Raw genomic sequence first — 26,190 nt, 5'->3', positions numbered from 1 at the left:
TTGTCATCCCGATGGGAGCCTTGGCGACCTGAGGGATCTCGTTCGTACGAGAGCCGCTCGGTCGATCAAGATCCCTCCCGTCGCCTTCTCCGCTCGGGATGACATGGGGCGCTGCGATGTGCTTACCGTGGCTCTGCCTCGCCGGCCCGCAGTTTCTCCAGATCCTCGAAGAACTCCGGATACGTCTTATTCACGCACGCCGGGTCGTTGATCGTCACGCCCTCGGCGACCGTGCCGACAATCGCGAACGCCATGGCCATGCGGTGGTCGTCGTAGGTGTCGATGGTGGCGGGGCGGAGGGTGGCGGGTGGGGTGATGATCAACGCGTCCCCGTCGATTTCGACTTCCGCCCCGAGCTTGGTCAGTTCCGTTTGTAGCGCGGCCAGCCGGTCGGTCTCCTTCACCCGTAGCGTGTGCAAACCGCGGATAATCGTCTCGCCGCGGGCGAAGAGGGCGACGACCGCGAGGGTGAGGGCGGCGTCGGGCATGTTGGACAGATCGGCGTCGATGCCGCGCAGGTTGCCCGTGCCGATCATGGTGACGAAGTCGCGGCCGAAGACGAGGTCGGCGCCCATCTGTTGTAGTACGTCAGCAAAGCCTACGTCGCCCTGCAGGCTGCGCTTGCCGAGCCCCTCGATCGTCACCTTTGCGCCCTTGCGGCTCGCGGCGGCGGCGAGGAAGTAGGTGGCGGCGCTGGCGTCGGGCTCGATCGCGTAATCGGTCGGCACGTACTTCCCCTGCGGCACGATGATCTTGTGCGGCTCGCCGGTGTCGCGGTCGCGCACCAGCTCGGGCGTCACGCCGAACTCGTCCATCAGCTGCATCGTCATCGCGATGTACGGCCAACTCGTCTGCTTGCCGATCAACTCCACCTGCACCTCGGTCTGCGCGTAAGGCGCGACCATGAGGATGGCCGACAGGAACTGGCTGGAGACCTCGCTGCCGTACTGAATCGTCCCCCCCGGCAGGCCACTGGCGACGATCTGCACGGGCGGGAAGCCATCGGCCTCAGGCGAGTGTGACGGGTTGGCGCCTAGTTGTCTCAGCAGCCCGGTAAGCGCCGCGATGGGCCGCTGGCGCATGCGGGCGACACCGTCGAGCGCGTACACGCCGTTGCCCAAGGCGCAGAGAGCGGTCAGGAAACGGATGGTCGTGCCACTGTTGCCGCAGAACAGCTCGGCGTCGGGCGCTGGCACGAGCCCCCCGCGCCCTTCGATGCGCACCTTGCGGGTGGCTTCGTCGACCTCGAGCGCGAACCCGAGTTTGCGCAGCCCATCGATCATCACGCGCGTGTCGTCGGCCATCAGCACGTTCGACAGCGTCGCCGTCCCGTCCGCCAGCGCCGCCATGACCATCGCGCGGTTGGTTAAGCTCTTCGACCCCGGCGGGGCGATCGTGATGTCAAACGGCTGAGCGAACGGCGTGATCGTGAGCTGGTTCATGGCTACACGAAGCTACGACTTTCGAAGCTAAAGGGCAAAGGCACGTGCTGTTGGCCCGCTCAGGTTGGTCCACAAGGCGTGGGCGAACGTGGCTGTGACGGCTAGCCAGATGAGCGTCGCAACGATCTGGGCGAACGTCTTGGTGCCGTGGCCGCGCCAGAGGGACCAGTCGTAAAGCACCCATTGCGCTAGCAGCCGAAGAAACCAGAACAGCGTCAAACCGCCAAGGATGGACCGCGCGAGGCGCGTTGGCTGCATCAAATCTTCCGCCAACAGCAGGCACATCGCAGACATGAGCAGGATCATCAGCGCGATGAACGCCGCGTGTGACCGCACGATCTGCTCGTTCACGCGGGAGATCCGTGGCAGCTCGGTCCGCCAATCGAACCAGCGCGGCAACCAGAAATTCAGGACGAACAACACGAAGAGCAACGCCCCTGTGCAACGGACTTGGGTGATGACATCCATCGCGGTCCTCCAAAAAAGCCACAGGCTGGCCTCCCCCAAGACCAGCCTGCGGCGAAAGCGCTATTCGGCCTACGCGTCACGCGTGGGCGTGGCGACTGCGGGCGTCGGTTGGCCCAACGGAAGGGCGTCGGCGATTGCCATCCGCTGCGCTTCATGGGCGCGGCCCTTTCGGCGGATCTTGGCGAAGTTGAAGACGTTGAAGAAGTGCATGGCGCCCAGGATCAGCAGCACCAAGCCGATCTTCGTGCTGAGGAACTCGAACGCCTCCTGCTCGGTCGTCGGCTTTTGGCCGTACTTCATGGCGAGCGTGACGTAACCGATGTTGATCAGGTAGAAGCCCACCACCAGCAGGTGGTTCACACTGTCGGCGACCGCCTCGTTGCCGTGAAACGCTTCGACGAGGAAGACGCGGCCGTTCTTGTGCAACGTGCGCGCCACCCACACCGTGAGCGCAACGCTGATCACCAGGTAAACGATGTAGCAGGTAACGATGAGCATGGCAGACTCCTTCCGAGTTTCACCGGTTGACGCCGTGCTACGTCGCTCGGCATCAGGCGGTGGTTTTATCTGTTATTTCTGTCATAAGAGAAAATTGAGGCGAAATAAGGAACGGCGCTACGACTCCTTCGATCCTCCCAGCAACTTCACAACCTTGTCGCCCAGGTTCACGAACTTCTTCACCGCCGGCGTGGGCAACCGGCGGGTCTGGTCGTACCAAGAGTTCATCGTCTCGAAGAAGTCGAGCATGTCCGCCAACCGGTCGCGCGTGTATCCCTCGGCGGCCCCGGCCTTCTTAGCCTCGGCGGTGCATTCGCGCAGCAGCGCGAGCGTGGGGTCGGTCTCGCGGCGCTTGCGCTCATCTAAGACCAGGCGGAACATCTCCCACACGTCCTTCATGCACTCGAAGTGGTCCCGCCGATCGCCCAGCACGTGGACGTTCTTGACCACGCCCCACGCCTGCAGTTCCTTGATGCTCGTGCTGACGTTGGACCGCGCGACCTTCAGCGTCTCCTGGATCTCCTCCGCGTGCATCGGCTGCGGCGCGATGAACAGCAACGCGTGGATCTGCGCCACCGTGCGGTTGATGCCCCAGCGCGTCCCCATCTCTCCCCAGTGCAGGATGAACTTCTCTTGGATCGGTGTGAGGTCCATAGATACCTTGTTTCTGTATAAACAGAAAATACTGTATTTCTTGGGTGCCATCAAGGGGATTGCCTGCTTTTCAGAGACGCTGGCGCACGAAAGCAAGGTGCGACCGCTCTCCCACGTCATCCCGACGGGAGCCTCGGCGACCTGAGGGATCTCGATCGGTCGATCGGTTCCGCTCATTCGAGATCTCTCCCCTTCGCTGTCGCTCGTTCGCGAGGGACATGGAGCGCAATCGGATGGCATTCGACGGCCGGTATGGGAGCCCCACTGGGGCGATACAGTGCATCTAACCGCGTCCGCTTCGCTATCTACACTTTGAATTCCTGAATCGCTCTGGCGCGACACCCGAAAGGTATTGTTGATGGGCTCGGTGCTCTGTACCGTGTCGCCGCTTCGATCTCGGGGGACAGGGGAAGACGTACGGTTCGTCGATCCGCTTGATCGTGCTCCCGGTCGTTAGCATCAGTTAGGACTTATATGTTGCGCAAGGCTGCGGTCTGTTCGGTGGTGGCGGCGATGGCTATGGCGATGACCGGCAACTCGGCATCGGCCAGTGAGATGCGGCAAGGCATCGAAGTGTTCGGCATCGGTCGATTCATGACGGGTGACGACACGAGATTCGACGCCGAGAGCCCGTTCGATGGAGAGGCCGGCTTTGACGTCGATCCGAGCTTCATGCTTGGCGCCGGCTTCGGCATCAACTTCAACGCCTTCATCAACCTCAACTTCACGCTGGCGGGCGGCCCGTGCGACTTCGAGTACATCAACCTGGGTGAGATTGTGATCGAGGATGGCACGATCGTCACGGGCGACGTGAACCTCGACCTGTACCTGATCGACGGCCCCGTCACGCCGTTCATCACCGGGGGCATCGGCTTCGTCAGCACGAACGGTGAACGGCGCGGCGACGGTGAGGGTGAGGATGTCGGTGAGACCAACCCCGCTGGGAACTTCGGCGGTGGCGTACGGTTCGACTTCGGCGATCACCTGTTCATGAAGTTGCTTTACCGCGCCACCCTGACCACCCTAGAGGACGCCGCGGACAACCTGCTGTTCCACAGCGGTGGCGTCGCCGTGGGCTGGCGTTTCTAAACAAACCGGACGTACTCGAGTCGTCACACCGGCCTGGCCGCTTTTGCGGCCAGGCATTTCTTTTGGTTGAAGGGTGTTGTGTTAGTGCATGAGGAATACGGGGGGAGAGCGGGGGGAGAGACAGGCAGGAATGCCTGTCCTACAAGAGAGCCCGGGGGGGGACGCGTCTTGATACGGGGTCGCCCGCGCATAAGATTCGCAGACTATGCCCATCACCAGCAACGCCTTCGGTTCCGAATCAAAACTGTCCACCAAAGCCGGCGAGGTCACCATCAGCCGGTTGGACGCGCTGTCGAAGGCGGGCGTTGGCGACCTGTCGAAGCTGCCGTTCTCGATCAAGGTGTTGCTGGAAAGCACGCTGCGCAACGTCGACAACTTCATCGTGAGCGATGAGGACGTCGTGCGCCTCGTAAAGTGGAACCCGACCGCGCCGCTGCAGGTTGAAGTTCCATTCAAGGTGGCACGCGTCATCCTGCAGGACTTCACCGGCGTGCCCTGCGTGGTCGATCTGGCCGCGATGCGGGCGGCGATGAAGCGGGCGGGGGGCGACCCGCAGAAGATCAACCCGCTGGTGCCGGTCGACCTCGTCATCGACCACAGCGTGCAGGTCGACGAGTACGGTTCGGGCTTCGCCCTCTTCAACAACGTCAAGACCGAGTTTGAACGCAACCGCGAGCGTTACGAGTTTTTGAAGTGGGGCCAGAAGGCATTCCGCAACTTTGGCGTGGTGCCGCCGGCCACGGGCATCGTGCACCAGGTGAACCTCGAGTACCTCGCGAAGGTCGTCTATACGAAGGACGGCGTCGCGATGCCCGACTCGCTCGTCGGCACCGATAGCCACACCACCATGGTCAATGGCCTGGGCGTCGTGGGCTGGGGCGTGGGCGGCATCGAGGCCGAGGCCTGCATGCTCGGCCAGCCGATCTACCTCGTTACGCCGGAGGTCGTCGGCTTCAAACTGCACGGCCAACTGCCCGAAGGGGCCACTGCGACCGACCTCGTGCTCACGATCACGCAGATCTTGCGTTCGTTCGGCGTCGTTGAAAAATTCGTCGAGTTCTACGGCCCCGGCCTGGCCAACATGACCGTCGCCGACCGCGCGACGATCGCCAACATGGCCCCGGAATACGGCGCGACGATGGGCTTCTTCCCGGTGGATGAACAGACGCTGACCTACCTGCGCCTCACCGGCCGCAGCGAAGGACACGTGGACCTCGTCGAACGCTACAGCAAGGAGCAGGGGCTGTGGCGGAACGATCAGGTCGAGCCGATCTACACGCAGGTGCTGGAACTGGATCTGGCGACCGTGGTGCCCAGCCTGGCCGGCCCGAAGCGCCCGCAGGACCGCGTGGAACTGCACAACGTGCGCAAGGCGTTCGCCAGCGCTGTTGCCGATGCGAGCAAGAGCAGCAAAAAGCCGGCGCTGGCGCAGGTGGGTGGGGGATCTTCAACAGGGGTTGAAAGCGTGGTTGCTGAAACAACCACTGCCGGTGATGGGTTGAAGAACGGCTCGGTCGTCATCGCGGCCATCACGAGCTGCACGAACACGAGCAACCCGGACGTGATGATCGCGGCCGGCCTGTTGGCCAAGAAGGCGGTCGAGAAGGGGCTCAAGAGCAAGGCGTTCGTGAAGACGTCCCTGTCGCCCGGCAGCCGCGTCGTCACCGATTACTTTGAGAAGGCCGGACTTCAAACCTATCTCGACCAAGTCGGCTTTCAGACCACTGGCTATGGCTGCATGACCTGCATCGGCAACAGTGGACCGCTGCCCGAACACATCGCCAGCGAGGTGGAAGAGAAGGACCTCGTCGTGGCGGCGGTGCTGTCGGGCAACCGCAACTTCGAAGGTCGCATCAATCCGCACGTGAAGGCCAACTTTCTTGCGAGCCCGCCGTTGGTGGTGGCGTACGCATTGGCGGGCACGGTGGACATCGATTTGAAAACCGAGCCGCTCGGCACGGATTCGAATGGGCAGCCGGTCTTCCTGAAGGACATCTGGCCGAGCCAGCAGGAGGTGAACTCCACCGTCGCCGCCTCGCTGTCGCCGGAGATGTTCACGAAGCAGTATGACAACGTCGGCAGCAAGAACGAACAGTGGAACGCGATCCCCGTGCGGGGCGGTGAGCTGTTCGAGTTCGACGTAAGCAGCACCTACATCCAGGAGCCACCGTTCTTCGTCGACCTGAAGCCTGAGCCGGACCCGATCAAGCCGATCGAGGGCGCGCGGGTGCTGGCGATGGTGGGTGACAGCGTTACGACCGACCACATTTCCCCGGCCGGCGCGATTAAGAAGGACAGCCCGGCGGGTAAGTTCCTGATGGACAACGGCGTGAAGCCGCTGGACTTCAACAGCTACGGCGCTCGCCGCGGCAACGATCGCGTGATGACGCGCGGCACGTTCGCCAACATCCGTCTGCGCAACCAGCTTGCCCCCGGCACCGAAGGGGGCGTCACCCGCTACCTCGGCAAGCCGGGCGAGAACGGCCAGCTGATCGAGGCGATCTACGACGCCAGCATGAAGTACCAAGCCGCCGGCGTGCCACTGGTGATTCTCGCCGGCAAGGATTACGGCATGGGCAGCAGCCGCGACTGGGCCGCCAAGGGCACGTTCCTGCTGGGCGTGAAGGCCGTGATCGCCGAGTCGTTCGAGCGCATTCACCGCAGCAACCTGGTTGGCATGGGCGTCGTGCCGCTCGTCTATAAGAAGGGCGAGACCCGCGCCACGCTCGGCCTGACCGGCGAAGAAGCGTTCGACGTCCGCCTTGGCGACCAGCTGAAGCCGATGCAGGACGTGATCGTGAAGGCGACCGCGCCAGACGGCAAGGTGACGACGTTTGTGACCACCTGCCGTATCGATACCCCTGTGGAGGTCGACTACTACCGCAACGGCGGCATCCTGCACACGGTGTTGCGGAACATCCTGAAGCGCGGGAATTAGTAAGGCGGAAACGCGGAAAGGCAGCACGCCGCCGTGACGTCGCAGGGCCCTCCGGCTCCTCTCCCGGTACTCCGGGAGAGGCTTGGTGAGGGTGATGCGAACTGCCGCACGTTTTGTGATTGAAGAGTTCTCCACGAACGAGCACGAATCAACAGGAACATGAGCCATACAATGTTGCGTCTTTTTTATTCGTGCTGATTCGTGCCCATTCGAGGGCCTTCTGTAGTTCGAAATCACCCTCACCCAACCTCGCCCGGAGTACCGGGAGAGGGACCAGAAATAACATCCCGCATGTTTAGTCGTTTTATCCATGCGATCGCGATCCTTGCGGGCCTGCTCGCGCCGGCGGGCTGCGGGCCGGTGTTGCCGTTGGACGCGACGCCGTCGCGGACGCGGTTGGCGGGCGACGGGGTGTTGTCGGTGGTGCCGTTCGTGGAGGACACGGTCGGCACGCCGCGCGTGGCGGTGCGGGGGAACGGGTTCGCGGGAGAGATGATCGTCGATACGGGCGCGTTCTCGTCGTTGCTGTCGCCGGCGTTCACCACGGGGTCGCGGGCGCAGACGCGGGCGACGGACCTGCGGTCGGTTGACGCGGGGGGCAACGTTCGGCGAGCGCTGGGCATCGCGCGCCTGGAGACGCTGCAACTCGGCACCGGCGCTAGCGCCGCGATGCTGCAGGACTTCGAGGCGGTCGTGCAGGACCTGTCGATCCTCGACAGCGCCGGCGGCACCATGAGCGGCGCACTGGGCCTGCCGGCGTTTCGCAACGTGCTGCTGACGTTCGACTTTCCCAAGCAGCAGCTCATCATCCAGAACGGCATGCTGCCCGCGCCGAACGGCCGCGACGTGCTACCGTTGAAGGTCAGCCGAACGGGTGGGCCGATGGTGCCACTTCGCGTGGGCAGGCGCGAGGTGTGGACGTTGTTAGATACGGGGTTTTCATCTGGCCTGGCGTTGCCCAACTGGGCGCGGGCCAGCGTGCCCGGCGCGAAGGAGACCGTGCCCGGCACGCCGTTCACGTTCTATCACGGACGGGCGGCGAACCAGTCGGATCGGGCGCGGTTGAAGGTGGACGTGGCGGTCGGGGGGCACACCATCGAGCGGCCGATCGCCGAGATCGGGCTGGGCAACGTTCCGGTGATCGGCACCGCGTACCTGCGGCACTTTGCGGTCACGATTGACCAGCGTAACGGCCGGGTGGCGTTTCGGCGGTCGTCGCAGTCGCCAATCGTGGTGCCGCCCATCGTCGGCCCGGGCTACTACGTCGACCTGACCACCGCCAGGATCATCGCGATCGTGCCCAACAGCGGCGCCGACCGGGCGGGCCTGAAGGTGGGCGACCAACTGGAGCGTATCGAAGGCATGCCCTTCGCCGACTACCGCGCCGCTAGGACACCGCTGGCCCTGCGACACGGCATGGCCTCGCTGACCTACCTCCGCAACGGTCGGCGGCAGTCGGTCGCCGTGCCGATCGGTGTACTGGTGCCTTGATGGCGCGTCGCAGGGACGATCCAGGTGTTGCCCCTGCCGTACGTTCAAACCTTCGCTTTCATCACGCCGAATTCACCCAATGGGCTGTGGCGCATCACCCCGCGTCACCCATAGGATGTATCAAACCGGCATTTTTTGCCTTTCCTCGTCAAAAGCGTTACTTTTCCCGCTGTAATGCGTTGCCCTTTCTGTGATGCCGACAAGGAGAGCCTGAAGGTGATCGACTCGCGCGCCTGCGATGGTGGGCGGTCGATCCGCAGGCGCCGCGAGTGCATGGGGTGCGCCAAGCGGTTCACGACGTACGAGCGGATCGAGGAAAACGTCAAACTAACCGTCGTGAAAAAGGACGGCCGGCGCACGCCGTGGGATCGGCAGAAGATTTTGACCGGCCTCGAACGGGCCTGCTTCAAGCGCCCCGTGCCGGAAAGCGAACTGTTGCGAATTGCGGACGAGGTGGAGGAAGAGCTCTTCGCCAGCTACGACCGTGAGGTGCCGACAACTGCCGTCGGGCAACTGGTGGCCGAGAAGCTCAGGCGGGTGGACCAGGTGGCCTACGTGCGGTTCGCCAGTGTTTACCGGCAGTTCAAGACGCTCGACGAGCTCGTCAGCGAATCGCAGGCCGTGCTTGACGCGATGCGCTACGAGGTGCCAGGGCAGGGCCGGTTGTTCCTCGAGGCCAAACCACCCGCGGACACGAACGGCAATGGCGCGCCTGCCCCGGCCAAGGCCAAGCGAGCGAAGAAGGCCCCGGCCGCTGACGCCGCGGAATCGAACGAACCCTAAGCGCTGCCGCGGCGTCTGTTTAAGTGAGGTGGGAACGGCGGTTTGGGCACCTGTGTAAGAACGGTAATTAGGCCGATTTTTAGCGAATTTAGTCGTATTTTTTCGCATTCTGCCCGTAGCCGTCCCCGACGCACCACCGTGGAGGAACACACCATGACGCCTCGTGCCAAACTCGCCCGTCTGTCGCCGTTGCTCGTCGCGAGCTTATCCTGCACGCTGCTTCTCGGTTGCGGTGGCGACAAGAATAAGCCAAAGATGCCTGCCTCGCGGTACCAGACGCTGCCGGTGCGCGAGGTGCCGCACTACCTGAAGGACACGGTGCTGCAGAAGACGAACCTGGCCGACATCGGCCCGTTCGTCGTCAGTGGCTATGGGCTGATCGCCAACCTCGACCGCACGGGTGGCGGGCCCTACCCGACCGCCGTCAGAAACTACATGGCCAAGGAGATGCTCCGGCACGGGTTCGGCAGCGCCAACTCGGCGACGTTGTCAGCGATCAACCCGGACCGGGCGCTCGACGACCCGCGCTTCACGATCGTGGAGGTGCGCGGCCTCATCCCGCCCGGCGCCCGGCGGAAGCAGCAGTTCGACATCATCGTTAACACGCTGTCGTCCAGCGACGCAACCAGCCTGGCGCGCGGCGCACTCTATCAGACCGATCTGCACGTCCTGGGCCTCCGCGAGACCGACCCCGCCGGCTCGGTGAACGTCTACGCCCGCGCGCAGGGGCCGGTGTTCGTCAATCCCGCCTACGCGTTGAACGACCGGGCCGACGACAACGGGAACGCCAAGCGCAGCCTGCGCAACGGCATGGTGCTGGCCGGTGGGCACTGCATGATCGACCGGCCGATCCGCCTGCAGCTGCGCCAGCCGCAGCGCAGCACGGCGAGGCAGATCGAGAACCGCATCAACATGTACTTCCAGGACGTCGCCGACCGCTTCCGGCGGAACTCGACCGTGCCGTCGTACACCGTCGCCGAGGCGCAGGACGAAGGCATCATCAACGTCTTCGTGCCCAAGGCCTACGAGGCAGACTGGGAACACTTCATCGGCATCGTGCAGCACCTGTACCCCAACGCCTCGCCCGAGTTCGCCGCACGGCAGGCGCGCGTGCTGGCCGAGGAGGCCGTGAAGCCCGGCGCGATGTTGAAGAACATCAGCTACGCGTTCGAAGGGCTTGGTCAGCCGGCGCTGCCGTTCCTGGTGCCGCTGATGGACGCGACGAAGAACTCGCCTGAGGTTACCTACGCCGCCGCCCGCGCAGCGGCGTTCCTGGGCGATCCCTCAGCGCCGCAGGCGCTGCTGGGCATCGCCAAGACCGAAGGTCACCCGATGCAGTTGGCCGCCACCGAAACGCTCGGCCAACTTCCCGCTTCGCCGGGGCTGAACGTGATGTTGCGCGACCTGCTCGACAGCAAGCAGAACGACGTGCGCGTCGAGGCCTACCGCACGCTGGCGGCCAACGCGGACGGCAGCATCTACAGCAAGGTGATCAACGAGCAGTTCGTGCTCGACATCGTCGACAGCGACGGCCCACCACTCATCTACGCCACGCGCGGCGGCATCCCGCGCATCGCGCTGTTCGGCCACCGCTTGTCGCTCGACCTGCCGATGATCTTCACGGCCCTCAACGGCGAGTTTCAGGTGTCGTCGGACCAGGCGAACAAGTTCGTCAACCTGTTCTACCGCGGCCGTGACATCGGCCAGCCACTGAAGGTCGAAAGCCGGCCCGACGTCGCCGAGGTCATCGCCCGGCTGGGTGGCGAGGGACCGACCGGCGAGCGGCGCTTCAACTTCGGCTACGCCGAGATCGTGGCGCTCGTGCAGGGCATGGCCGACCAGAAGCTGATCAGCGCCGGCGTCATCAGCCGCCCGGACGCGGGCGCCGTCACCACCGGCCAACCGCAGGTCACGCGGATGAAGACCGCGTTTGTGCTGCAGGAATCCGAAGCATTCGAAGACGCGATTTACGCTGCCCCGGCCATCCCCGGCACCGGTCGACCCCAGGTCGACGCCGCCGAGGAACCTCGGGCGGCCGGAGAGTAGGGGGAACTGCCGATTTGCGATTTTCGATTTGCGATTGAAGGCGTAGGCACGTCATCGTGGCCTTGCTTGCTAATCGGCAATCGCAAATCGCAAATCGGCAATCCACAAGCACGGAGGCTGCCGCAGTGCGCCTGAAAAAGCTGATCGTCCAGGGGTTCAAGAGCTTCGCCGACCGCACCGAGTTCGTGTTCGACGCGCCGATCACCGGCATCGTCGGGCCCAACGGGTGCGGCAAGAGCAACGTCGTCGACGCCTTCAAGTGGGTGCTCGGCGAACAGAGCGCCAAGAGCCTGCGCGGCGACGCGATGATGGACGTGATCTTCAACGGCTCCGGTGGCCGCAAGCCCGCCGGCATGGCCGAGGTCACGCTCGTCTTCGAGAACCCGATCAAGGAGGACGGCAAGCGCACGCTGAACCTCGACGTCGACGAGGTCGCCGTCGGTCGCCGCCTCTTCCGCGACAGTTCCAGTGAGTATCACCTGAACAACTCGTCGTCGCGCCTGAAGGACATTCGCGAGCTGTTCCTCGACACCGGCGTCGGCGTCGATGCCTACAGCGTGATCGAACAGGGCCGCGTGTCGGCCCTGCTGGAAGCCAACCCCGAAGAACGCCGCCTGATCTTCGAAGAGGCGGCCGGCATCTCCAAGTTCAAGCAGAAGAAGAAGGAAGCCCAGCGCAAGCTGGAAAAGGTCGACCAGAACCTCGCCCGCGTCACCGACATTGTCGAGGAAGTCGAAAAGCGCCTCCGCAGCGTGAAGATCGCCGCCGGCAAGGCGCGCAACTATCAGGAATACTTCGAGCGCTTAAGCGAACTGCGGCTGATGTACTCGCTGCAGGAGTACCACACCTTCAAGGGCCGGCTGGACGAGCTGGAGAAGCGGCTCGAAGATACGCAGTTCAACCTAGACGACACCACCGGCGACCTGCAAAAGGCCCAGAACGCCGCGGCCGCGCAGCGCGAAGACCTAGAGGTGCACACGCAGCGCAAGCAGCAGCTGGAATACGAACTGGTGCAGGCCAAGGCCCAGATGCAGTCGGCCAAGCAGCGGCAGGGTTACGCCCAGCAACAGCTGCAGCAGATCGCCGATCAGCTGGCGTCGTTCGAACGCGACAAGGCCGAGATCGCCAAACGGCTGGAATCGGCCCAGGCATCGCTGCAGACCGAACAGGGCATGCTTGAGACGCTGACGAAGCAGCTCGACGAGCACCGCAAGCACATCGACGAACGCCAGCAGGCCTTCCGCGATGGTCAGCTGCAACAGAACCAGCTGAACAAAGAGGTCGAGCAGCACAAGGCGGCCATCCTCGACGCAATGCGCAAGCTTGCGCAGACGAACAGCCGACTTGGCGCGATCGAGATCGAGCGTCGCAACATCGCCAACCAGCAGATGCGCCTCGCCGAGCGCCGCCGGACGGTGGTGGGGGACCTGGAGACGCTGGAAGTGCAGCGCAGCGCCGCGGCGCTGAAGCTGACGGTGGCGCTGGACGAGATCGCCGACCGGCAGCGCCAGATCGAGGCGAAGAAGAACGACGCCGCCGCCCTGGGCACGCAGATCCGCCAGACGAGCGAACAGCTCGGCGCCGCCCGCGAACATCGCAGCGGGCTGCTTTCGCGCCAAAAGGTTTTGAAGGATCTGGAAGCCAAGCGCGAGGGCGTGAGCGAAGGCGTAAAGGCCGTCCTGCGGCAGCGTGAGACGAAGTTCCCGTTCATCCGCGGGTTGGTGGCCGACGTGTTGCGCGTGGACGTCGAACACGCGCACGTGATCGAAGCCGCCTTGGACGGCCGCGACCAACTGCTCGTCGCCGACACCGCCACCCTCGCCTACGCCGCCGGCGATACGCTGGCGACGCTGGAAGGCCGCGTGAGCATCGTCTCCGCGGACGCTCTTCACCGTGGCATGGGCGTCTCGCCCATGCGTGTGGAGAATCAGAAAGATTATATTCAAACGGGCGGCGAGTCCGAGGCGATCGGCCTAAATCAAATATCTTCGCCTGCTGACCCGCATGGGCGAGACGCCCATGCCACGGCCAATGCGGTGGACGCCTACGACTGGAACCAACACCCGCACCGCATCCGCCTGGCGATCGACCTCGTCCGCTGCGACGCCGAGTGTATCGCGGTCGCTCAGCACCTGCTTGGTAAGACGGTGATCGTCGACGACCTCACCACCGCCGCCGATCTGCACAACGTCGGCCCGGCGGGGTGGCGGTACGTCACGAAGCTGGGCGAGGTGATCGAGTCCGACGGCACGCTTCGCGCCGGTCCGCTGACGGCCGCCATGGGGCTGCTGTCGCGTCACGCGGAGCTGGACGCGCTGGATCAGCAAATTGCCGAGGTCGATGCGCGCATCGCGTCGTTGTCGGCCCAGCTGACCGAGGGCAACGCGTCGGCCAAGGCGATGGAGGAAGAGCAGAACAGCCTGCGCACCGCGCTGTACGCCGCCAACACGCAGAAGGTGGAGATCAATAGCCTGCTGTCGCAGAACAACGATAAGCAGATGGCGCTGAAGCGCGAGCAGCCGCTGCTGGATCGCGAGCTGCAGACCATGCTCGACCAGACCGGCAAGCTGAAGACCGAGGAAGTGACGCTAATCGAACAACGGCAACTGTGGGACGGCAAACAGGCCGATTCGCAGAAGTTCGTCGACGAATCGGCCGACCGCCAGCGGACCATCGTTGAGCAGCTGCGGGCGGCCAACGAGGAACTGACGACGGTTCGCGTCGCGCTCGGCAAGGTGCAGGAAAAGCAGTTGAACAGCCGCGAGCAGGTGCAACGGCTGACGTCGAACGTAGCCGAGTTCACGCAGCAGTTGGAACGCGTGACCAAGAGCGTCGCCAACGTCGTCGTGCGCCAGCCGCAGGTGCAAAACGAACTGCAGGCGGCGCAACAGGCGCAGGCCGCGCTCACGCAGAATCAGAACGAGCTGACCGAGCAGATCGCCGTGCTGACCGAGCGGGTGAAGACCGTCGGCGACGCCGTGCGGGAACTGAGCGGTCAGGTCGAGTCGCTGCGCGGCGAGCATGCCAGCATCGAAGGGGAACTGCATTCCCTTCAGATGAAGGCCGGCGAGCAGCGCGTGCGACTGGAATCGCTGGTCGCCCGCACGCTTGAGGAACTTCAACTCGATCTGCCCGCCAAGTACGCCAGCCTGAGCGAGGAAGGCGGCGAAGGGTACAAGGCCGAGGACATGGATTGGGCCGCGGTGGCTGGCGAGATCAAGGAGCTGAAGGAGAAGATCCAACGGCTGGGCAACGTGAATCTGGACTCGCTGAGCGAACTGGAAGAGCTGGAGACGCGCGAGAAGTTCCTGGCGACGCAGATCACGGATTTAACCGACAGCAAGCGGCAGCTGGAACAGTTGATCGACGAGATCAACAAGGAATCCAGCAAGCGGTTCGAGGAGACGTTCAACACCGTCCGCGGGCACTTCCAGGCGATGTTCCGCAAGCTGTTCGGCGGGGGTAAGGCCGACATCGTGCTGGAGACGGAGATCGAGGACCGCGCCGGTCACGCCGCCACGATTGGGCCGGACGGTCAGACGCAGCTGCCGATCATGAAGCGCATCGACCCGCTGGATGCCGGCATCGAAATCCTCGCCCATCCGCCGGGCAAGAAGCCGGTGACGATCAGCCAGCTGTCGGGCGGCGAGAAGACGATGACGTGCATCGCGCTGCTAATGAGCATCTTCAAGAGCAAGCCGAGTCCGTTCTGCATTCTGGACGAAGTGGACGCTGCGCTGGACGAGGCGAACAACGGGCGATTCAACCTGATCGTGCAGGAGTTCCTGGACCGCAGCCAGTTCATCGTCATTACGCACAGCAAGCGCACGATGCAGATCGCCGACACGCTGTACGGCGTGACGATGCAGGAGCAGGGCGTGAGCAAGCGCGTGGCCGTGAAGTTCGACCAGGTGGACAGCCACGGCCGAATCAGCGCCGATGCCGATGCAGAACTGGCGACGGTGTAGGCTCCGGTCCCCTCTACCGGTACTCCGGGGGAGGGTTAGGGTGGGGGTGCATTCGAACTGCTGACGGTTCTCGGAGGAACAATCACCCCCACCCAGCCTCCCCCGGAGTACCGGGAGAGGGGCCGGAAAGGGGCATACCGCCATCCACGCCAATCGAGCCCGCCCGGCATACAATCGGCCACTATGCTGATCGACCCGAACATCGCGCTGGTCCTCCCCATCGAACCCCAGGACCACACGCAGGGCCCGGCCGACGCGCCGGCGACGCTGCTGTGGTACGGCGACTACGAGTGCGATTACTGCGGGCGCGCCTTCCCAATCGTGAAGCAGCTGCAGGCCGACTTCGGCGATCGGATGCAGTTGGTCTACCGCCATTTCCCGGTCGCCAGCATCCACCCCCACGCCTCCGCCGCCGCCCAGGCCGCCGAGAGCGCCGGGGCGCAGCAGAAGTTCTGGGAGATGCACGACGTGCTGTTCGAGCAGCAGGACCATCTGGCTGACGCCGACCTCAGTCACTACGCGATGCGCGTGGGGCTGGAGGTGTACAAGTTCCAGTCGGACCTGTCATCGCAGCGGTTCTCGAAGAAGGTGCGGCGGGACTACCAGAGCGGCCTGCAGAGCGGCGTGAAGGGCACGCCCAGCTTCTTCATCAACGGCTTCAAGTTCGTCGGCCAGCGGGACCTGGAATCGCTGACTGCGGCGCTGAACGAGGCGATCGCCGGTGCGCGCTAACGGGTTTTAACTTCACTTGTGTCGCGTCATTTGATTTACGGGCCCCGTCATCCTGAGGTACTCCGAAGGATCTCTTCCTTCTCGAAGCGAATACGGGGGGAGATCCTTCGGGGTACCTCAGGATGACGAGTCGTCGCGGGGCGCACCACTCCCATTGGGATTTGGTGCTTGGTCATTTGCTTGGCATTGGGGCTTGGGATTTCGAACGTTAAGCCGTCTTCCGGCCCACGCGCTGCACGAGCACCGCAGCGATGATGATGACGCCCTTCACCAACCCCTGCAGGTAAGGCGACACCTGGAGGAAGTTCAACATGTTGCCGATCTCGCCGAGGATGAGGACGCCGATGACGGTGCCCCAGATGCTGCCGGCGCCGCCGGTCATGCGCGTGCCACCGATCACGACGGCGGCGATGGCGTCCAGCTCGTACTGCTGGCCGGTCGTGCTGCTGGCGACGCTGTTCATCCGGCTGCTGAGCAGCATCGCCGATAAACCGCACGTTGCGCCGATCAGCGTGTAAGTGATGATCTTGATCCGGTCGACCGCGATGGCCGAGTAGCGCGCGGCGCGCTCGTTGTTGCCGACGGCGTACACGTATCTACCGTAGCGCGTGCGGTTCAGCACGATCGAGAGCACGATCGCCAGGCCGAAGAAGATGATGACCGACCACGGCAGCGTCATCACGCGGTTGGGCCCCAGTTCGATCCACGGCACCTCGATGCCCTTCGTGCCCAGGATGGGGAACAGCTTTGAACTGCTGGAGCGATACTCTCCACCATCCGCCATCGCCAGCGCCAACGAGCGGTAAGCCGCGAACCCACCGAGCGTGGCGATAAAGGGTGCCAGTTTGCCCTTTGCGATCAGCAGCCCGTTGATCAGCCCCGCGAGCATGCCCGCCAGAAGCACGGTAACCACGGCGATCCAGACAGCGGTCGACTCACTCTCGGCCAGGCCGCGATCGGAGAAGGTTTGCGCCAGCCAGAGGCGGAATGGCGAGTAGGGCGAATCCATCTCGCGCTCGATCGCGCGCCCGTGCGCCTTCATGATCGTGCTGGCGGTGAGCGCGGTGTTCATCGTCCAGATGCCCAGCCCACCGGCGAACGCGACGATCGAGCCGACGGATAGATCAATGCCGCCACTGATGATGACGAACGTCATCCCCAGCGCCACGATGCCGACGAACGAGTACTGCCGCAGGATGTTCAGCTGGTTCTCGATCGTGAGAAACCGGCTGCCGCCTGTCAGGTAGCGCTCGAGGATCGCGGTGACGATGATGATGACGATGAGGGCCACCAACGGGCCCAATGTGCCGAGGATCGACCCCACGTTGAACCGGCGGCGGGGGAGGAGCGGAAGGTCGGTAGCGGGGGTGTCGGTCATTTCTGGTTTTCGGTAATCGTCGGTTGAAGCGGTGTCGGGAAACCTCGCAGGCTGACCGTGGGTCAGTTCGTTACTCCCGCTGCGTGGAACATGATCTTTTGCTCGGTGGCGTCGGTCGAGTCCATCGTGGCGACGATCCGGCCACCGCGCATCACGGCGACGCGATTTGATAAACCGATCACCTCGTTCAATTCGGACGAAATCAACATGCAAGCCATGCCGGCGGCTGTCAAGGCACGGATCTGGGCGTAGATCTGTTCTTTGGCGCCCACGTCTACGCCACGCGTCGGCTCGTCGATGATGAAGACCTTCGGCGACACCTCCAGCCATTTCGCCAGCGCCACCTTCTGCTGGTTGCCGCCACTCAGCGTCGCGACGTCGTCGCGTGGGTGGCCGATCTTGATGCGCAGCGTGTTCACGTAGTGCCGTGTGGCCGCCTCTTCACCGCGGCGCGAGATGAACGGGCGGGCGTACTTCTTCAGCGACACCATCGTCGTGTTCTCGGCGATGCCCATGCCCAGCGTCAGGCCGGTGCCCTTGCGGTCCTCCGACAGGTAGGCGATGCCGTCCCGCGCCGCCCGGCCAGGCGTGTCGGACTTCACCGGGTCGCCGTTGATGAAGATCTCACCACTCGACCGCCTGCGAACGCCCACGATCGCCTCGGCCAGCTCCGTGCGACCGGCGCCGATGAGGCCCGCGAACCCCAGCACTTCACCGGCGCGAATGGCGAACGTGGCGTCGTGGACCTTGCCCGTAACGTTCAGGTTGCGCACTTCGAAGGCAATGCGCGCATCGGGCCGGTTGCGCGGCGGGAAATGATCGCCCATCGGTCGGCCGACCATCAGCGTCGCCAGCCCGCGCTCGCCAACCTCCTGCACGCGCTGGCGGTCCAGCGTTTCCACAACCTTGCCGTCGCGCATCACCGTCACGCGGTCGCACGTCGACACGACTTCCGACAAAATGTGCGAGATGTAAACGATCGCCACCCCCTTGGCCTTCAGCCGACCGATCAGGCCGAAGAGCGCATCGACTTCCCGGCGGGTCAGCACCGCGGTCGGTTCGTCCATAATGACGACCGACGCATTCGTCGACACCGCCTTGGCGATCTCCACCATCTGCTTGTTCGCCAGCGACAGGTCGCGCACGCGGGCGGCGGGGTTGATCGGGCAGTTCAGGCTCTCCAGCACGTCGGCGGCATTGCGGTGGGCCCAGCGCGAGTCGACGAAGCCCAGCCGGTGCTTCTCGCGCCCCAGGAAGATGTTGGCGGCCACCGAGAGCTCGTCGATCAGGTTCAGCTCCTGATGGATCATTGCGATGCCCGCCCGCTGCGCCTCGGCCGGTGTCCGGAAGGTCGTGGCGGCGCCTTCCAGCAGCACGCGCCCGCTGGTGGGGCGTTCGACGCCCGACAGGATCTTCATCAGCGTGCTCTTGCCCGCGCCGTTCTCACCGACGATGCCGTGCACCTCACCGGCGCGCAGCGACAGGCTCACGCCGTCCAACGCGCGCACGGTCCCAAACTGTTTGGAGACCGAATCGACGGCAAGCAGGTCGGCAGTGGTGGTGGCAGTGGTCGACATGGCGGGACGAAGTTTAACCCCCAACCGCAAGAACGTGAACGCGCGCGCAACGCGCCATCAACGTTGACGCAAAGCGACAGATGTTTTTCGCGATCTCGCAACGAACGTGATGTAGGTTGTAACGACGCCAACGATTGAAAATCATGACGGCGTGACGTGCGATGCCGCACGTTGGTCCCCTCGATCGTCTCCCATCATTTCATTCGCTTCATCTCGCGCACGGAGGATCGCTATGTATCGGTCGCTCGGTTCCCTCGCCCGCGTTCTGTCTGATCGTTTCGACAATCCCAAGAGCCCCAAGGCTCCCAAGCGCCGCCACCCCGCGGTCCAACGGGCAGTCGTTGAATCGATGGAGGCGCGGACGCTGCTTACCGCATATCACCTCACCTTCAGCGAGGAATTCAGCTCGCCGCTCGAGCTTGCGCAGAGCGCGACCGACACCCGGCCATGGTCGGCGCTGGATTATTGGAATAACCACTACGTCGGCATCGACAAGCAGTACTATTCCAACCCGCTCACCGAGTCGTACAACCCGTTCTCGATCGCCAACGGTTCGCTGAGCATCAAGGCTCAGCCCACGCCCGCCGGCTTCGATGCCGACGGCCGGTCGTGGGTTTCCGGCGAGATCACCACGGCCAAGCGCAACCAGTACGGCACCAACCCCGGTGGCGTCGGCTTCAGTCAGAAGTACGGCTACTTCGAGATGCGCGCCAAGCTTCCGCTGGGCTCGGGCTTCTTCCCCGCGTTCTGGCTGATGCCGCTGGGCAACAACAACGCTGAGTACGACATCCTGGAAGGCCTCGGCAACAATCCCGATGCCGCCTATCAGACCCAGCACTGGAACAACTACAGCGCCAAGGACGAGTTCGTCTACGAGACGATCATCGACACCACCACCGACTACCACACCTACGGGTTCGAGTGGAACGCCAGCACCATCAGCTGGTACGTCGACGGCGTGAAGACCAAGACGGGCGTCAACCACTCCAACGAGCCGATGTACATGCTCGTGAACCTGGCGATCGGCGGGTGGAACAACAACGTCGTCAACGCAAACACGAACTTCAACAACACGTACGACGTCGACTACGTCCGCGTCTACTCGAGCGACCCCGCCAAGCCGGTCGTCGCGCCCGGCTCGGGGTATTCGGTGAACCCGAACACGATGCCGGTCTCGATCCACAACCTGAACGACGGCTTCAACCAGACCGACATCGGTTCGCCCGGCGCCGCGGGCAGCGGGTCGTACAGCTCGGGCGTATACACGATCGCCGGCAGCGGCACCGATATCGGCGGCACGAGCGACAAGTTCCGCTACGCGTCGAAGATCCTCATCGGTGACGGCACGATGACCGCGCGCCTGACGGGCCTCACCGGTGGTGATTCATCCGCCAAGGCCGGCGTCATGATGCGGCAAAGCTGGGCCGCCAATGCGCCCTTCGCCAGCCTGGTGGAAATGCCCAACAATCAGGTCGCCTTCCAGTATCGCACGACCGCCGGGGCGGCGGTGCAGCAGTCGACGCTGGCGATCCCCAGTGGCGCTACCTATCTGCGCCTGACGCGCAACGGCAACGTCTTCAGCGGCTTCTACAGCACCAATGGCACCACCTGGTCACCGGTGGCCGCCGGGCAGACGATCGCAATGCCCACGCAGATCCAGGCGGGCCTGGCCGTCACGTCGCACGTGAACACGTCGCTGGCAACGGCGACGTTCGACAACGTGAGCGCGACGCCGGCGATCCTCGACCGCACCGGGTGGACCGCAACCGCCAGCCACACGGCGTACTCGACCACGTCCCGCGCGATCGACGGTAACTTCACCAGCGCCTGGCTCACCGGCCAGTCGGCGACGTCGGCGATGTGGTTCAACATGGACCTGGGCAGCTCCATGGCATTCCAGCGTGCCCACATCCTCCACGACGCCGCCAGCGACAAGCAGATCGGCGGCTACGTCGCCTACATCTCCAGCGACGGCACCACCTGGACCAGCGCGGGCAGCACGACCGCGATCAGTGGGCGCAACGTGACGATCACGCTCAACAGTCCCGTCAACACCCGCTACCTGCGCCTGATGCCGGCCGCCAACTACAGCGATTGGTGGTCGATCACCGAGATCAACCTCTCGACCGTACCCGGCGTTGCCAGCGCGCCACCCTCCACGGCGCTGCCGGCCGGGTGGACGAACGCCAGCATCGGTGCGGTCGGTGTCGCCGGCTCCAGCACCTACACCAGTGGCACGTTCACCGTGAACGGCGCCGGGGCCGACATCGGCGGTGGCACCGACGCGTTCCACTTCGCCTCCACCGGTGTCAGTGGCGACCAATCGATCGTTGCTCGCGTCACCTCGCTGACCAACACCCATTCGTCGGCCAAGGCCGGCGTGATGTTCCGCGATTCGACCCATGTCGGCTCGGCCAACGCGGCGGTGGTGGTAATGCCCGGCAGTGGCGTGCGCTTCCAGCATCGCCTGGCGACCGGCCAGTGGACCAACGGTGTCAGTGTCGCCGGCGTCGCCGCGCCCACCTGGGTGAAGCTGGTGCGCAGCGGCACCACCTACACCGGCTACTATGCCACCGTGAGCGGCACCCCGACGAGCAGCCAGTGGATTCAGGTGGGGACGCCGGTGAACGTCACGTTCACCAACGCCACCTATCGCGCCGGCCTTGCCGTCACCAGCCGAAACACCGCGGCGCTGGCGACGGGCACGTTCACGAACGTGTCGATCGGAGCCACCAGCTACGTGACGTCCTCGCCTGCTTCACCGACCACCACGCTGCTCAGCCGCACCGGTTGGACGGCCACCGCCAGTTCGAACGCCTCGAACGAGGGCGCCGCCCGCGCGATCGATGGCCAAAGCACCCGCTGGAGCACCGGCCGGAACCCGCTCAACGGGTGGTTCCAGATCGACATGGGCGGCGCGCAATCGTTCCGGCGAATCAAGCTCGATTCCGGCAGTTCGACGAACGACTACCTGCGCGGCTACGCCGTATACGTGTCGAACAACGGTACCGACTGGTCCACCCAAACCGCGGTCGCCACCGGAAAGGGCACCGGGGCCGTGGTCGACATCAACCTCGCCTCGAACGTCACCGCCCGCTACGTGCGCATCGTCTGCACGTCCAGCGCGGGCTACTGGTGGAGCGTTTCGGAGTTGAACTTGTATAGGTGATGTACCACGGGCCGCGACCTTGAATCGCTTAAGGCGCGAGGCATAATCGATCCCGCAAAACCGCAAGCGTTGCCGCTTGCGGTTTTGCTTTTTGGGAACGTGGCTTTAGGTCGCAGAACCCTGTCATCCGGAGTGGGTGATTGAGGACCGGGTCGACGACGTCTGCCCCTAGCATGGGCGGCTCGCCCATGGCGTCGGTCCTCCGACGCGTCGGACTGTACACCGTCCCAATAAGCCATCGCGCCAGCGAAGGGACAGCAGGTTAGGCGGAGAGAAGGGAAATCTCCGGGTGCCGCGGGTGGTAGTCCGCCTGTTTCTGTCAGATTGCAAGCACGGGTGGAGTACCACCCGTGGCACGCGGACCGATTTTTTCAGAGCAGATCGCTTGCGCGCTTTAGCTCGGACGGCGTACCGTCCGACGCCGCGGGGTACCGCGGCTCCACGGGCGGGCCGCCCGTGCTACGGCAGACGAAGGGATCCTTCGGGATACCTCAGAAGGTGGTCTGTGCGATCGCGCGCTTGCTCTGGCCCCTCTCCCGGTACGCCGGGGGAGGCGCTTCTCAATGATATCGAGCAGGCAGTTATCGTGACGGGGTGGCCGGTTCGCCGCTGGCGCGAGACGCAATTTCCTTGACTCCATCATCTATTCATCCGAAAACTCGGATGAAGCGATGATTAAGCCCTCCGCCCAACCCGACCAGTTCCTGCTACAGCTGGAGTGCCTCGCCGACGATACGCGTCTGCGTCTATTGCGATTGTTGGAACGCCACGAGTTGGGCGTCGCCGAGATCTGCGACGTGCTGCAGATGCCGCAGAGCACCGTCAGCCGGCACTTAAAGGTGCTGACCGACGGGCAGTGGACGCGCAGCCGGCGGCAGGGGACCACGCACCTGTACCGCACGATCGTCGACGAACTTGAACCGGCGGCCCGCAAACTGTGGCTGCTGGCGCGCGAACAGACGGAAGACTGGGCGACGATCAAACAGGACGAACTGCGCCTCGCCCGGCGCTTGAGCCAACGGCAGGGGGATGCCCAGGCCTTCTTCGCCGGCGCCGCGTCGCAGTGGGACAAATTGCGCGGCGAACTGTACGGCGAGAGCTTCACCACCGCCGCCATGCTTGCGATGCTGTCGCCAGAGTTGACGGTCGCCGACCTTGGCTGTGGCACCGCGCCACTGGTGGCGATGCTCGCGCCACACGTGAAGCAGGTAATCGGCGTCGACAACTCCCCGGCGATGCTGAAGGCCGCCAAGAAGCGCACCGCCGACCTGCCGAACGTCGACCTTCGCCGCGGCGACCTGACGAGCCTGCCGGTGGACGATGCCAGCATCGACGCCGCGCTGCTGATCCTCGCGTTGACGTACGTCCCTGACGCCACCGGCGCCGTCACCGAGGCCGCCCGCATTCTGCGGCCCGGCGGACGGTTGATCATCGTCGATTTGCTTCCCCACGACCGCGACGACTTCCGCCGGCAACTGGGGCAGGTGTCGCTGGGGATCGACGCAAAGGACCTCGAGGCCATGATGGCGGCCGGGCAACTGCGACACCTGAAGATCACGCCCTTGCCGCCTGAAGAATCGGCAAAGGGGCCGGCGCTGTTCCTGGCTACGGGACGACGAGATTAATCCGGGTGATCACCGAACGCGGCAAACCCCTTGGCCGGCTGACTCGTAATACCGGGATGAAGCGTACGACAACCAAGTCAAAGGCCTGCGCCTTGTGCGGCCAGCCGATCGCGGCCGCGCGGCTGGAGGCGCTGCCGGGCGTTACGACGTGCATCGAATGCGCTAAGAAGCACCCGCGCAAGCTTGACCTGAGCCAGGTCGAGCTCAGCCAGGCCAGCCCGATCAACCGCAACGGCTTCGCACCGACGGATTAGATGGTTCCTGACGGACGTCTCGAACAACTGCATCCGTGGCGGCAGCAATTAACCACCCCCTGCAGCGGCACAAATTGTTTGAAAATGCTTGACCTTAGCTGGAAATAGTCTACTAATATATCCGGATGGTCGGATGGAGTTCGTCCGGCATTGCTGCTGATTTTAGTCAACTGAAAGACCTGACCTTATGACCCAGACCCTCACCCCACCGGCCGCCGCTCGTACCTCGGGCGCGAAGGATGCATTGGAATTCAAGGTTGCCGACCTGTCGCTGGCCGACTGGGGGCGCAAGGAGCTGATGCTCGCCGAGCAGGAGATGCCCGGCTTGATCGCCTGCCGTGAGGAGTTCGGCGCCAGCAAGCCGCTGAAGGGGCTGCGCATCGTGGGCTCGCTGCACATGACGATCCAGACCGGCGTGTTGATCGAGACGCTGACGGCCCTGGGCGCCGACGTCCGCTGGTGCTCGTGCAACATCTTCAGCACGCAGGACCACGCCGCCGCCGCGATTGTCGTCGGGCCCGAGGGCACCGTGGAAAATCCCAAGGGTGTGCCGGTGTTCGCGTGGAAGGGTGAGAGCCTGGAAGAGTACTGGTGGTGCACCGAGCGCGCGCTCGACTTCGGCAACGGCAAGGGCCCGCAGCAGATCGTCGACGACGGTGGCGACGTGACGCTACTGATCCACAAGGGCGTCGAGTTCGAGGCGGCCGGCAAGGTTCCCGGCGCTGAGACGACCGAGAACGAAGAGTACAAGGTCATCCTCGAGCTGCTTGCCAAGACCGTGAAGGAGACCCCGACCCGCTGGACCGCCGTCGCCCGCGACGTGCAGGGCGTTTCGGAAGAGACGACGACCGGCGTCATGCGTTTGTACGAGATGCAGAAGGCCGGCAAGCTGCTGTTCCCCGCCATCAACGTCAACGACAGCGTCACCAAGAGCAAGTTCGACAACCTTTATGGCTGCCGTCACTCGCTGGTCGACGGCCTGTTTCGCGCGACCGACGTCATGATCAGCGGCAAGGTCGCGGTCGTGTGCGGCTACGGTGACGTGGGCAAGGGCTGCTGTCAGAGCCTCAAGGGCCAGGGCGCCCGCGTGATCGTGACGGAAATCGACCCGATCTGCGCCCTGCAGGCCGCGATGGAAGGCTATCAGGTGCTGCCGCTGGAAGACACGCTGAGCTACGCCGACATCTTCGTCACGACGACCGGCAACTACAACATCATCACCGCCGACCACATGGCGAAGATGAAGGACAAGGCGATCGTCGGCAACATCGGTCACTTCGACAACGAGATCGACATGGCCGGCCTGAAGAAGGTCAAGGGCATCAAGAAGACCAACATCAAGCCCCAGTACGACATGTGGACGTTCGCCGACGGCCACAGCATTCTCATCCTGGCTGAAGGTCGCCTGCTGAACCTCGGTTGCGCCACCGGCCACCCGAGCTTCGTCATGAGCGCCTCGTTCACCAACCAGACGATCGCCCAGATCGAACTGGCGACGAACAACAAGCAGTACGAGAAGAAGGTTTACGTGCTTCCGAAGAAGCTCGACGAGAAGGTCGCGCGGCTGCACCTGGACAAGCTCGGCGTGAAGCTGACCAAGCTCAGCAAGGAACAGGCCGACTACATCGGCGTTCCGCAGGACGGGCCGTTCAAGGCGGAGCACTACCGCTACTAAGCCGCTGTCTGGTCGGTTAACGCGATAACAATGCAGCCCCGCTGGCCGAACGGCCAGCGGGGCTGTTTTCGTGTCGCGATCACGACCACTAATCGTTGCCGGGCTTGGATCGGCGCTTAAGGTCGGGGTCATTCGATTCGATGACGAGCGGCCCGCCGTCGGCGGTGTCGTCGCGAATCACCTCTGTGTCGACCGGCGGTTCGGGGATGACCTTTACGTCGTCGGTGACGGCGTACTGCTGCGGGGCGGAGCCGGGGGTGGATGTCGCGCCCCGTTCCTGGGCAACCGGGCTACTGGAGGCGTCGCCGGTGGCTTCGTGGACTTCACTGCGCTGGGCTTGTTCATCGGTTGGCATGATGGTCTCCGGTTGGTTGGTTCCTGCTGGCGTAATGAAAATCAGTGG

18 protein-coding genes are annotated in these 26,190 nt (G+C 64.1%); 11 read left to right on the top strand and 7 right to left on the bottom strand.

The features are described from left to right. Positions 1 to 122: 122 nt before the first annotated feature. From aroA to VGN72_15585, 4 genes are all read right to left on the bottom strand, one after another. Positions 123 to 1,442, bottom strand: coding sequence for a 3-phosphoshikimate 1-carboxyvinyltransferase (gene aroA, locus VGN72_15600; GenBank protein ID HEV7300790.1), 1,320 nt, complete (start codon positions 1,440 to 1,442; stop codon positions 123 to 125). A gap of 27 nt (positions 1,443 to 1,469) precedes the next feature. Then, on the bottom strand, positions 1,470 to 1,910 hold the full coding sequence (locus VGN72_15595) for a hypothetical protein (protein HEV7300789.1): 441 nt from the start codon (positions 1,908 to 1,910) through the stop codon (positions 1,470 to 1,472). 69 nt (positions 1,911 to 1,979) lie between these two features. Next, a complete protein-coding gene (locus VGN72_15590; GenBank protein ID HEV7300788.1) occupies positions 1,980 to 2,408 on the bottom strand; it encodes a hypothetical protein in 429 nt (142 codons plus the stop codon). Positions 2,409 to 2,525: 117 nt separating this feature from the next. Further along, positions 2,526 to 3,062: a MarR family transcriptional regulator gene (locus VGN72_15585; GenBank protein ID HEV7300787.1), complete on the bottom strand. Its 537-nt coding sequence runs from the start codon at positions 3,060 to 3,062 to the stop codon at positions 2,526 to 2,528. Positions 3,063 to 3,536: 474 nt separating this feature from the next. Between VGN72_15585 and VGN72_15580 the strand changes: the two genes are divergently transcribed. The 7 genes from VGN72_15580 (at position 3,537) to VGN72_15550 (ending at position 16,109) form a co-directional block, all read left to right on the top strand. After that, the gene (locus VGN72_15580; protein ID HEV7300786.1) at positions 3,537 to 4,151 is read left to right on the top strand and encodes an outer membrane beta-barrel protein; all 615 of its coding nucleotides are present in this window, start codon (positions 3,537 to 3,539) and stop codon (positions 4,149 to 4,151) included. 205 nt (positions 4,152 to 4,356) lie between these two features. Next, positions 4,357 to 7,089 (top strand): aconitate hydratase AcnA, encoded by a 2,733-nt coding sequence (gene acnA / locus VGN72_15575; GenBank protein ID HEV7300785.1) that lies wholly within the window; start codon positions 4,357 to 4,359, stop codon positions 7,087 to 7,089. Positions 7,090 to 7,380: 291 nt separating this feature from the next. Beyond that, a complete protein-coding gene (locus VGN72_15570; protein ID HEV7300784.1) occupies positions 7,381 to 8,580 on the top strand; it encodes an aspartyl protease family protein in 1,200 nt (399 codons plus the stop codon). Positions 8,581 to 8,754: 174 nt separating this feature from the next. Further along, complete coding sequence (gene nrdR, locus VGN72_15565; protein HEV7300783.1) at positions 8,755 to 9,363, top strand: transcriptional regulator NrdR; 609 nt, start codon at positions 8,755 to 8,757, stop codon at positions 9,361 to 9,363. A gap of 153 nt (positions 9,364 to 9,516) precedes the next feature. Next, the gene (locus VGN72_15560; protein ID HEV7300782.1) at positions 9,517 to 11,409 is read left to right on the top strand and encodes a flagellar basal body P-ring protein FlgI; all 1,893 of its coding nucleotides are present in this window, start codon (positions 9,517 to 9,519) and stop codon (positions 11,407 to 11,409) included. Positions 11,410 to 11,534: 125 nt separating this feature from the next. Beyond that, a complete protein-coding gene (locus VGN72_15555; GenBank protein ID HEV7300781.1) occupies positions 11,535 to 15,377 on the top strand; it encodes an AAA family ATPase in 3,843 nt (1,280 codons plus the stop codon). A 183-nt stretch (positions 15,378 to 15,560) separates the two neighbouring features. Continuing rightward, the gene (locus VGN72_15550) at positions 15,561 to 16,109 is read left to right on the top strand and encodes a DsbA family protein (GenBank protein HEV7300780.1); all 549 of its coding nucleotides are present in this window, start codon (positions 15,561 to 15,563) and stop codon (positions 16,107 to 16,109) included. A 208-nt stretch (positions 16,110 to 16,317) separates the two neighbouring features. Here the strand turns inward: VGN72_15550 and VGN72_15545 are convergent, their stop codons facing one another. Both VGN72_15545 and VGN72_15540 read right to left on the bottom strand, forming a co-directional pair. After that, positions 16,318 to 17,487: an ABC transporter permease gene (locus VGN72_15545; GenBank protein ID HEV7300779.1), complete on the bottom strand. Its 1,170-nt coding sequence runs from the start codon at positions 17,485 to 17,487 to the stop codon at positions 16,318 to 16,320. 62 nt (positions 17,488 to 17,549) lie between these two features. Continuing rightward, positions 17,550 to 19,064, bottom strand: a complete 1,515-nt coding sequence (locus VGN72_15540; GenBank protein ID HEV7300778.1) for a sugar ABC transporter ATP-binding protein — start codon at positions 19,062 to 19,064, stop codon at positions 17,550 to 17,552. A gap of 232 nt (positions 19,065 to 19,296) precedes the next feature. Between VGN72_15540 and VGN72_15535 the strand changes: the two genes are divergently transcribed. From VGN72_15535 to ahcY, 4 genes are all read left to right on the top strand, one after another. After that, complete coding sequence (locus VGN72_15535; GenBank protein HEV7300777.1) at positions 19,297 to 22,233, top strand: discoidin domain-containing protein; 2,937 nt, start codon at positions 19,297 to 19,299, stop codon at positions 22,231 to 22,233. 671 nt (positions 22,234 to 22,904) lie between these two features. Then, positions 22,905 to 23,858 carry a metalloregulator ArsR/SmtB family transcription factor gene (locus tag VGN72_15530; GenBank protein ID HEV7300776.1) on the top strand — a complete coding sequence of 318 codons (954 nt, stop codon included), beginning with the start codon at positions 22,905 to 22,907 and terminating at the stop codon, positions 23,856 to 23,858. A 56-nt stretch (positions 23,859 to 23,914) separates the two neighbouring features. Further along, entirely contained in the window at positions 23,915 to 24,112 is a 198-nt protein-coding gene (locus tag VGN72_15525) for a TraR/DksA C4-type zinc finger protein (GenBank protein ID HEV7300775.1), read from the top strand. 187 nt (positions 24,113 to 24,299) lie between these two features. Next, positions 24,300 to 25,787 carry an adenosylhomocysteinase gene (gene ahcY, locus VGN72_15520; GenBank protein ID HEV7300774.1) on the top strand — a complete coding sequence of 496 codons (1,488 nt, stop codon included), beginning with the start codon at positions 24,300 to 24,302 and terminating at the stop codon, positions 25,785 to 25,787. Positions 25,788 to 25,875: 88 nt separating this feature from the next. Here ahcY and VGN72_15515 read toward each other — a convergent pair whose 3' ends face one another. Further along, positions 25,876 to 26,142 carry a hypothetical protein gene (locus VGN72_15515; GenBank protein ID HEV7300773.1) on the bottom strand — a complete coding sequence of 89 codons (267 nt, stop codon included), beginning with the start codon at positions 26,140 to 26,142 and terminating at the stop codon, positions 25,876 to 25,878. Positions 26,143 to 26,190 lie beyond the last annotated feature (48 nt).

This window comes from Tepidisphaeraceae bacterium (genome assembly GCA_035998445.1).
GTDB lineage: Bacteria > Planctomycetota > Phycisphaerae > Tepidisphaerales > Tepidisphaeraceae > DASYHQ01.
The sequence above is the reverse complement of the archived record's forward strand: the minus strand, read 5'-3'. Positions and strand labels throughout refer to the sequence as shown.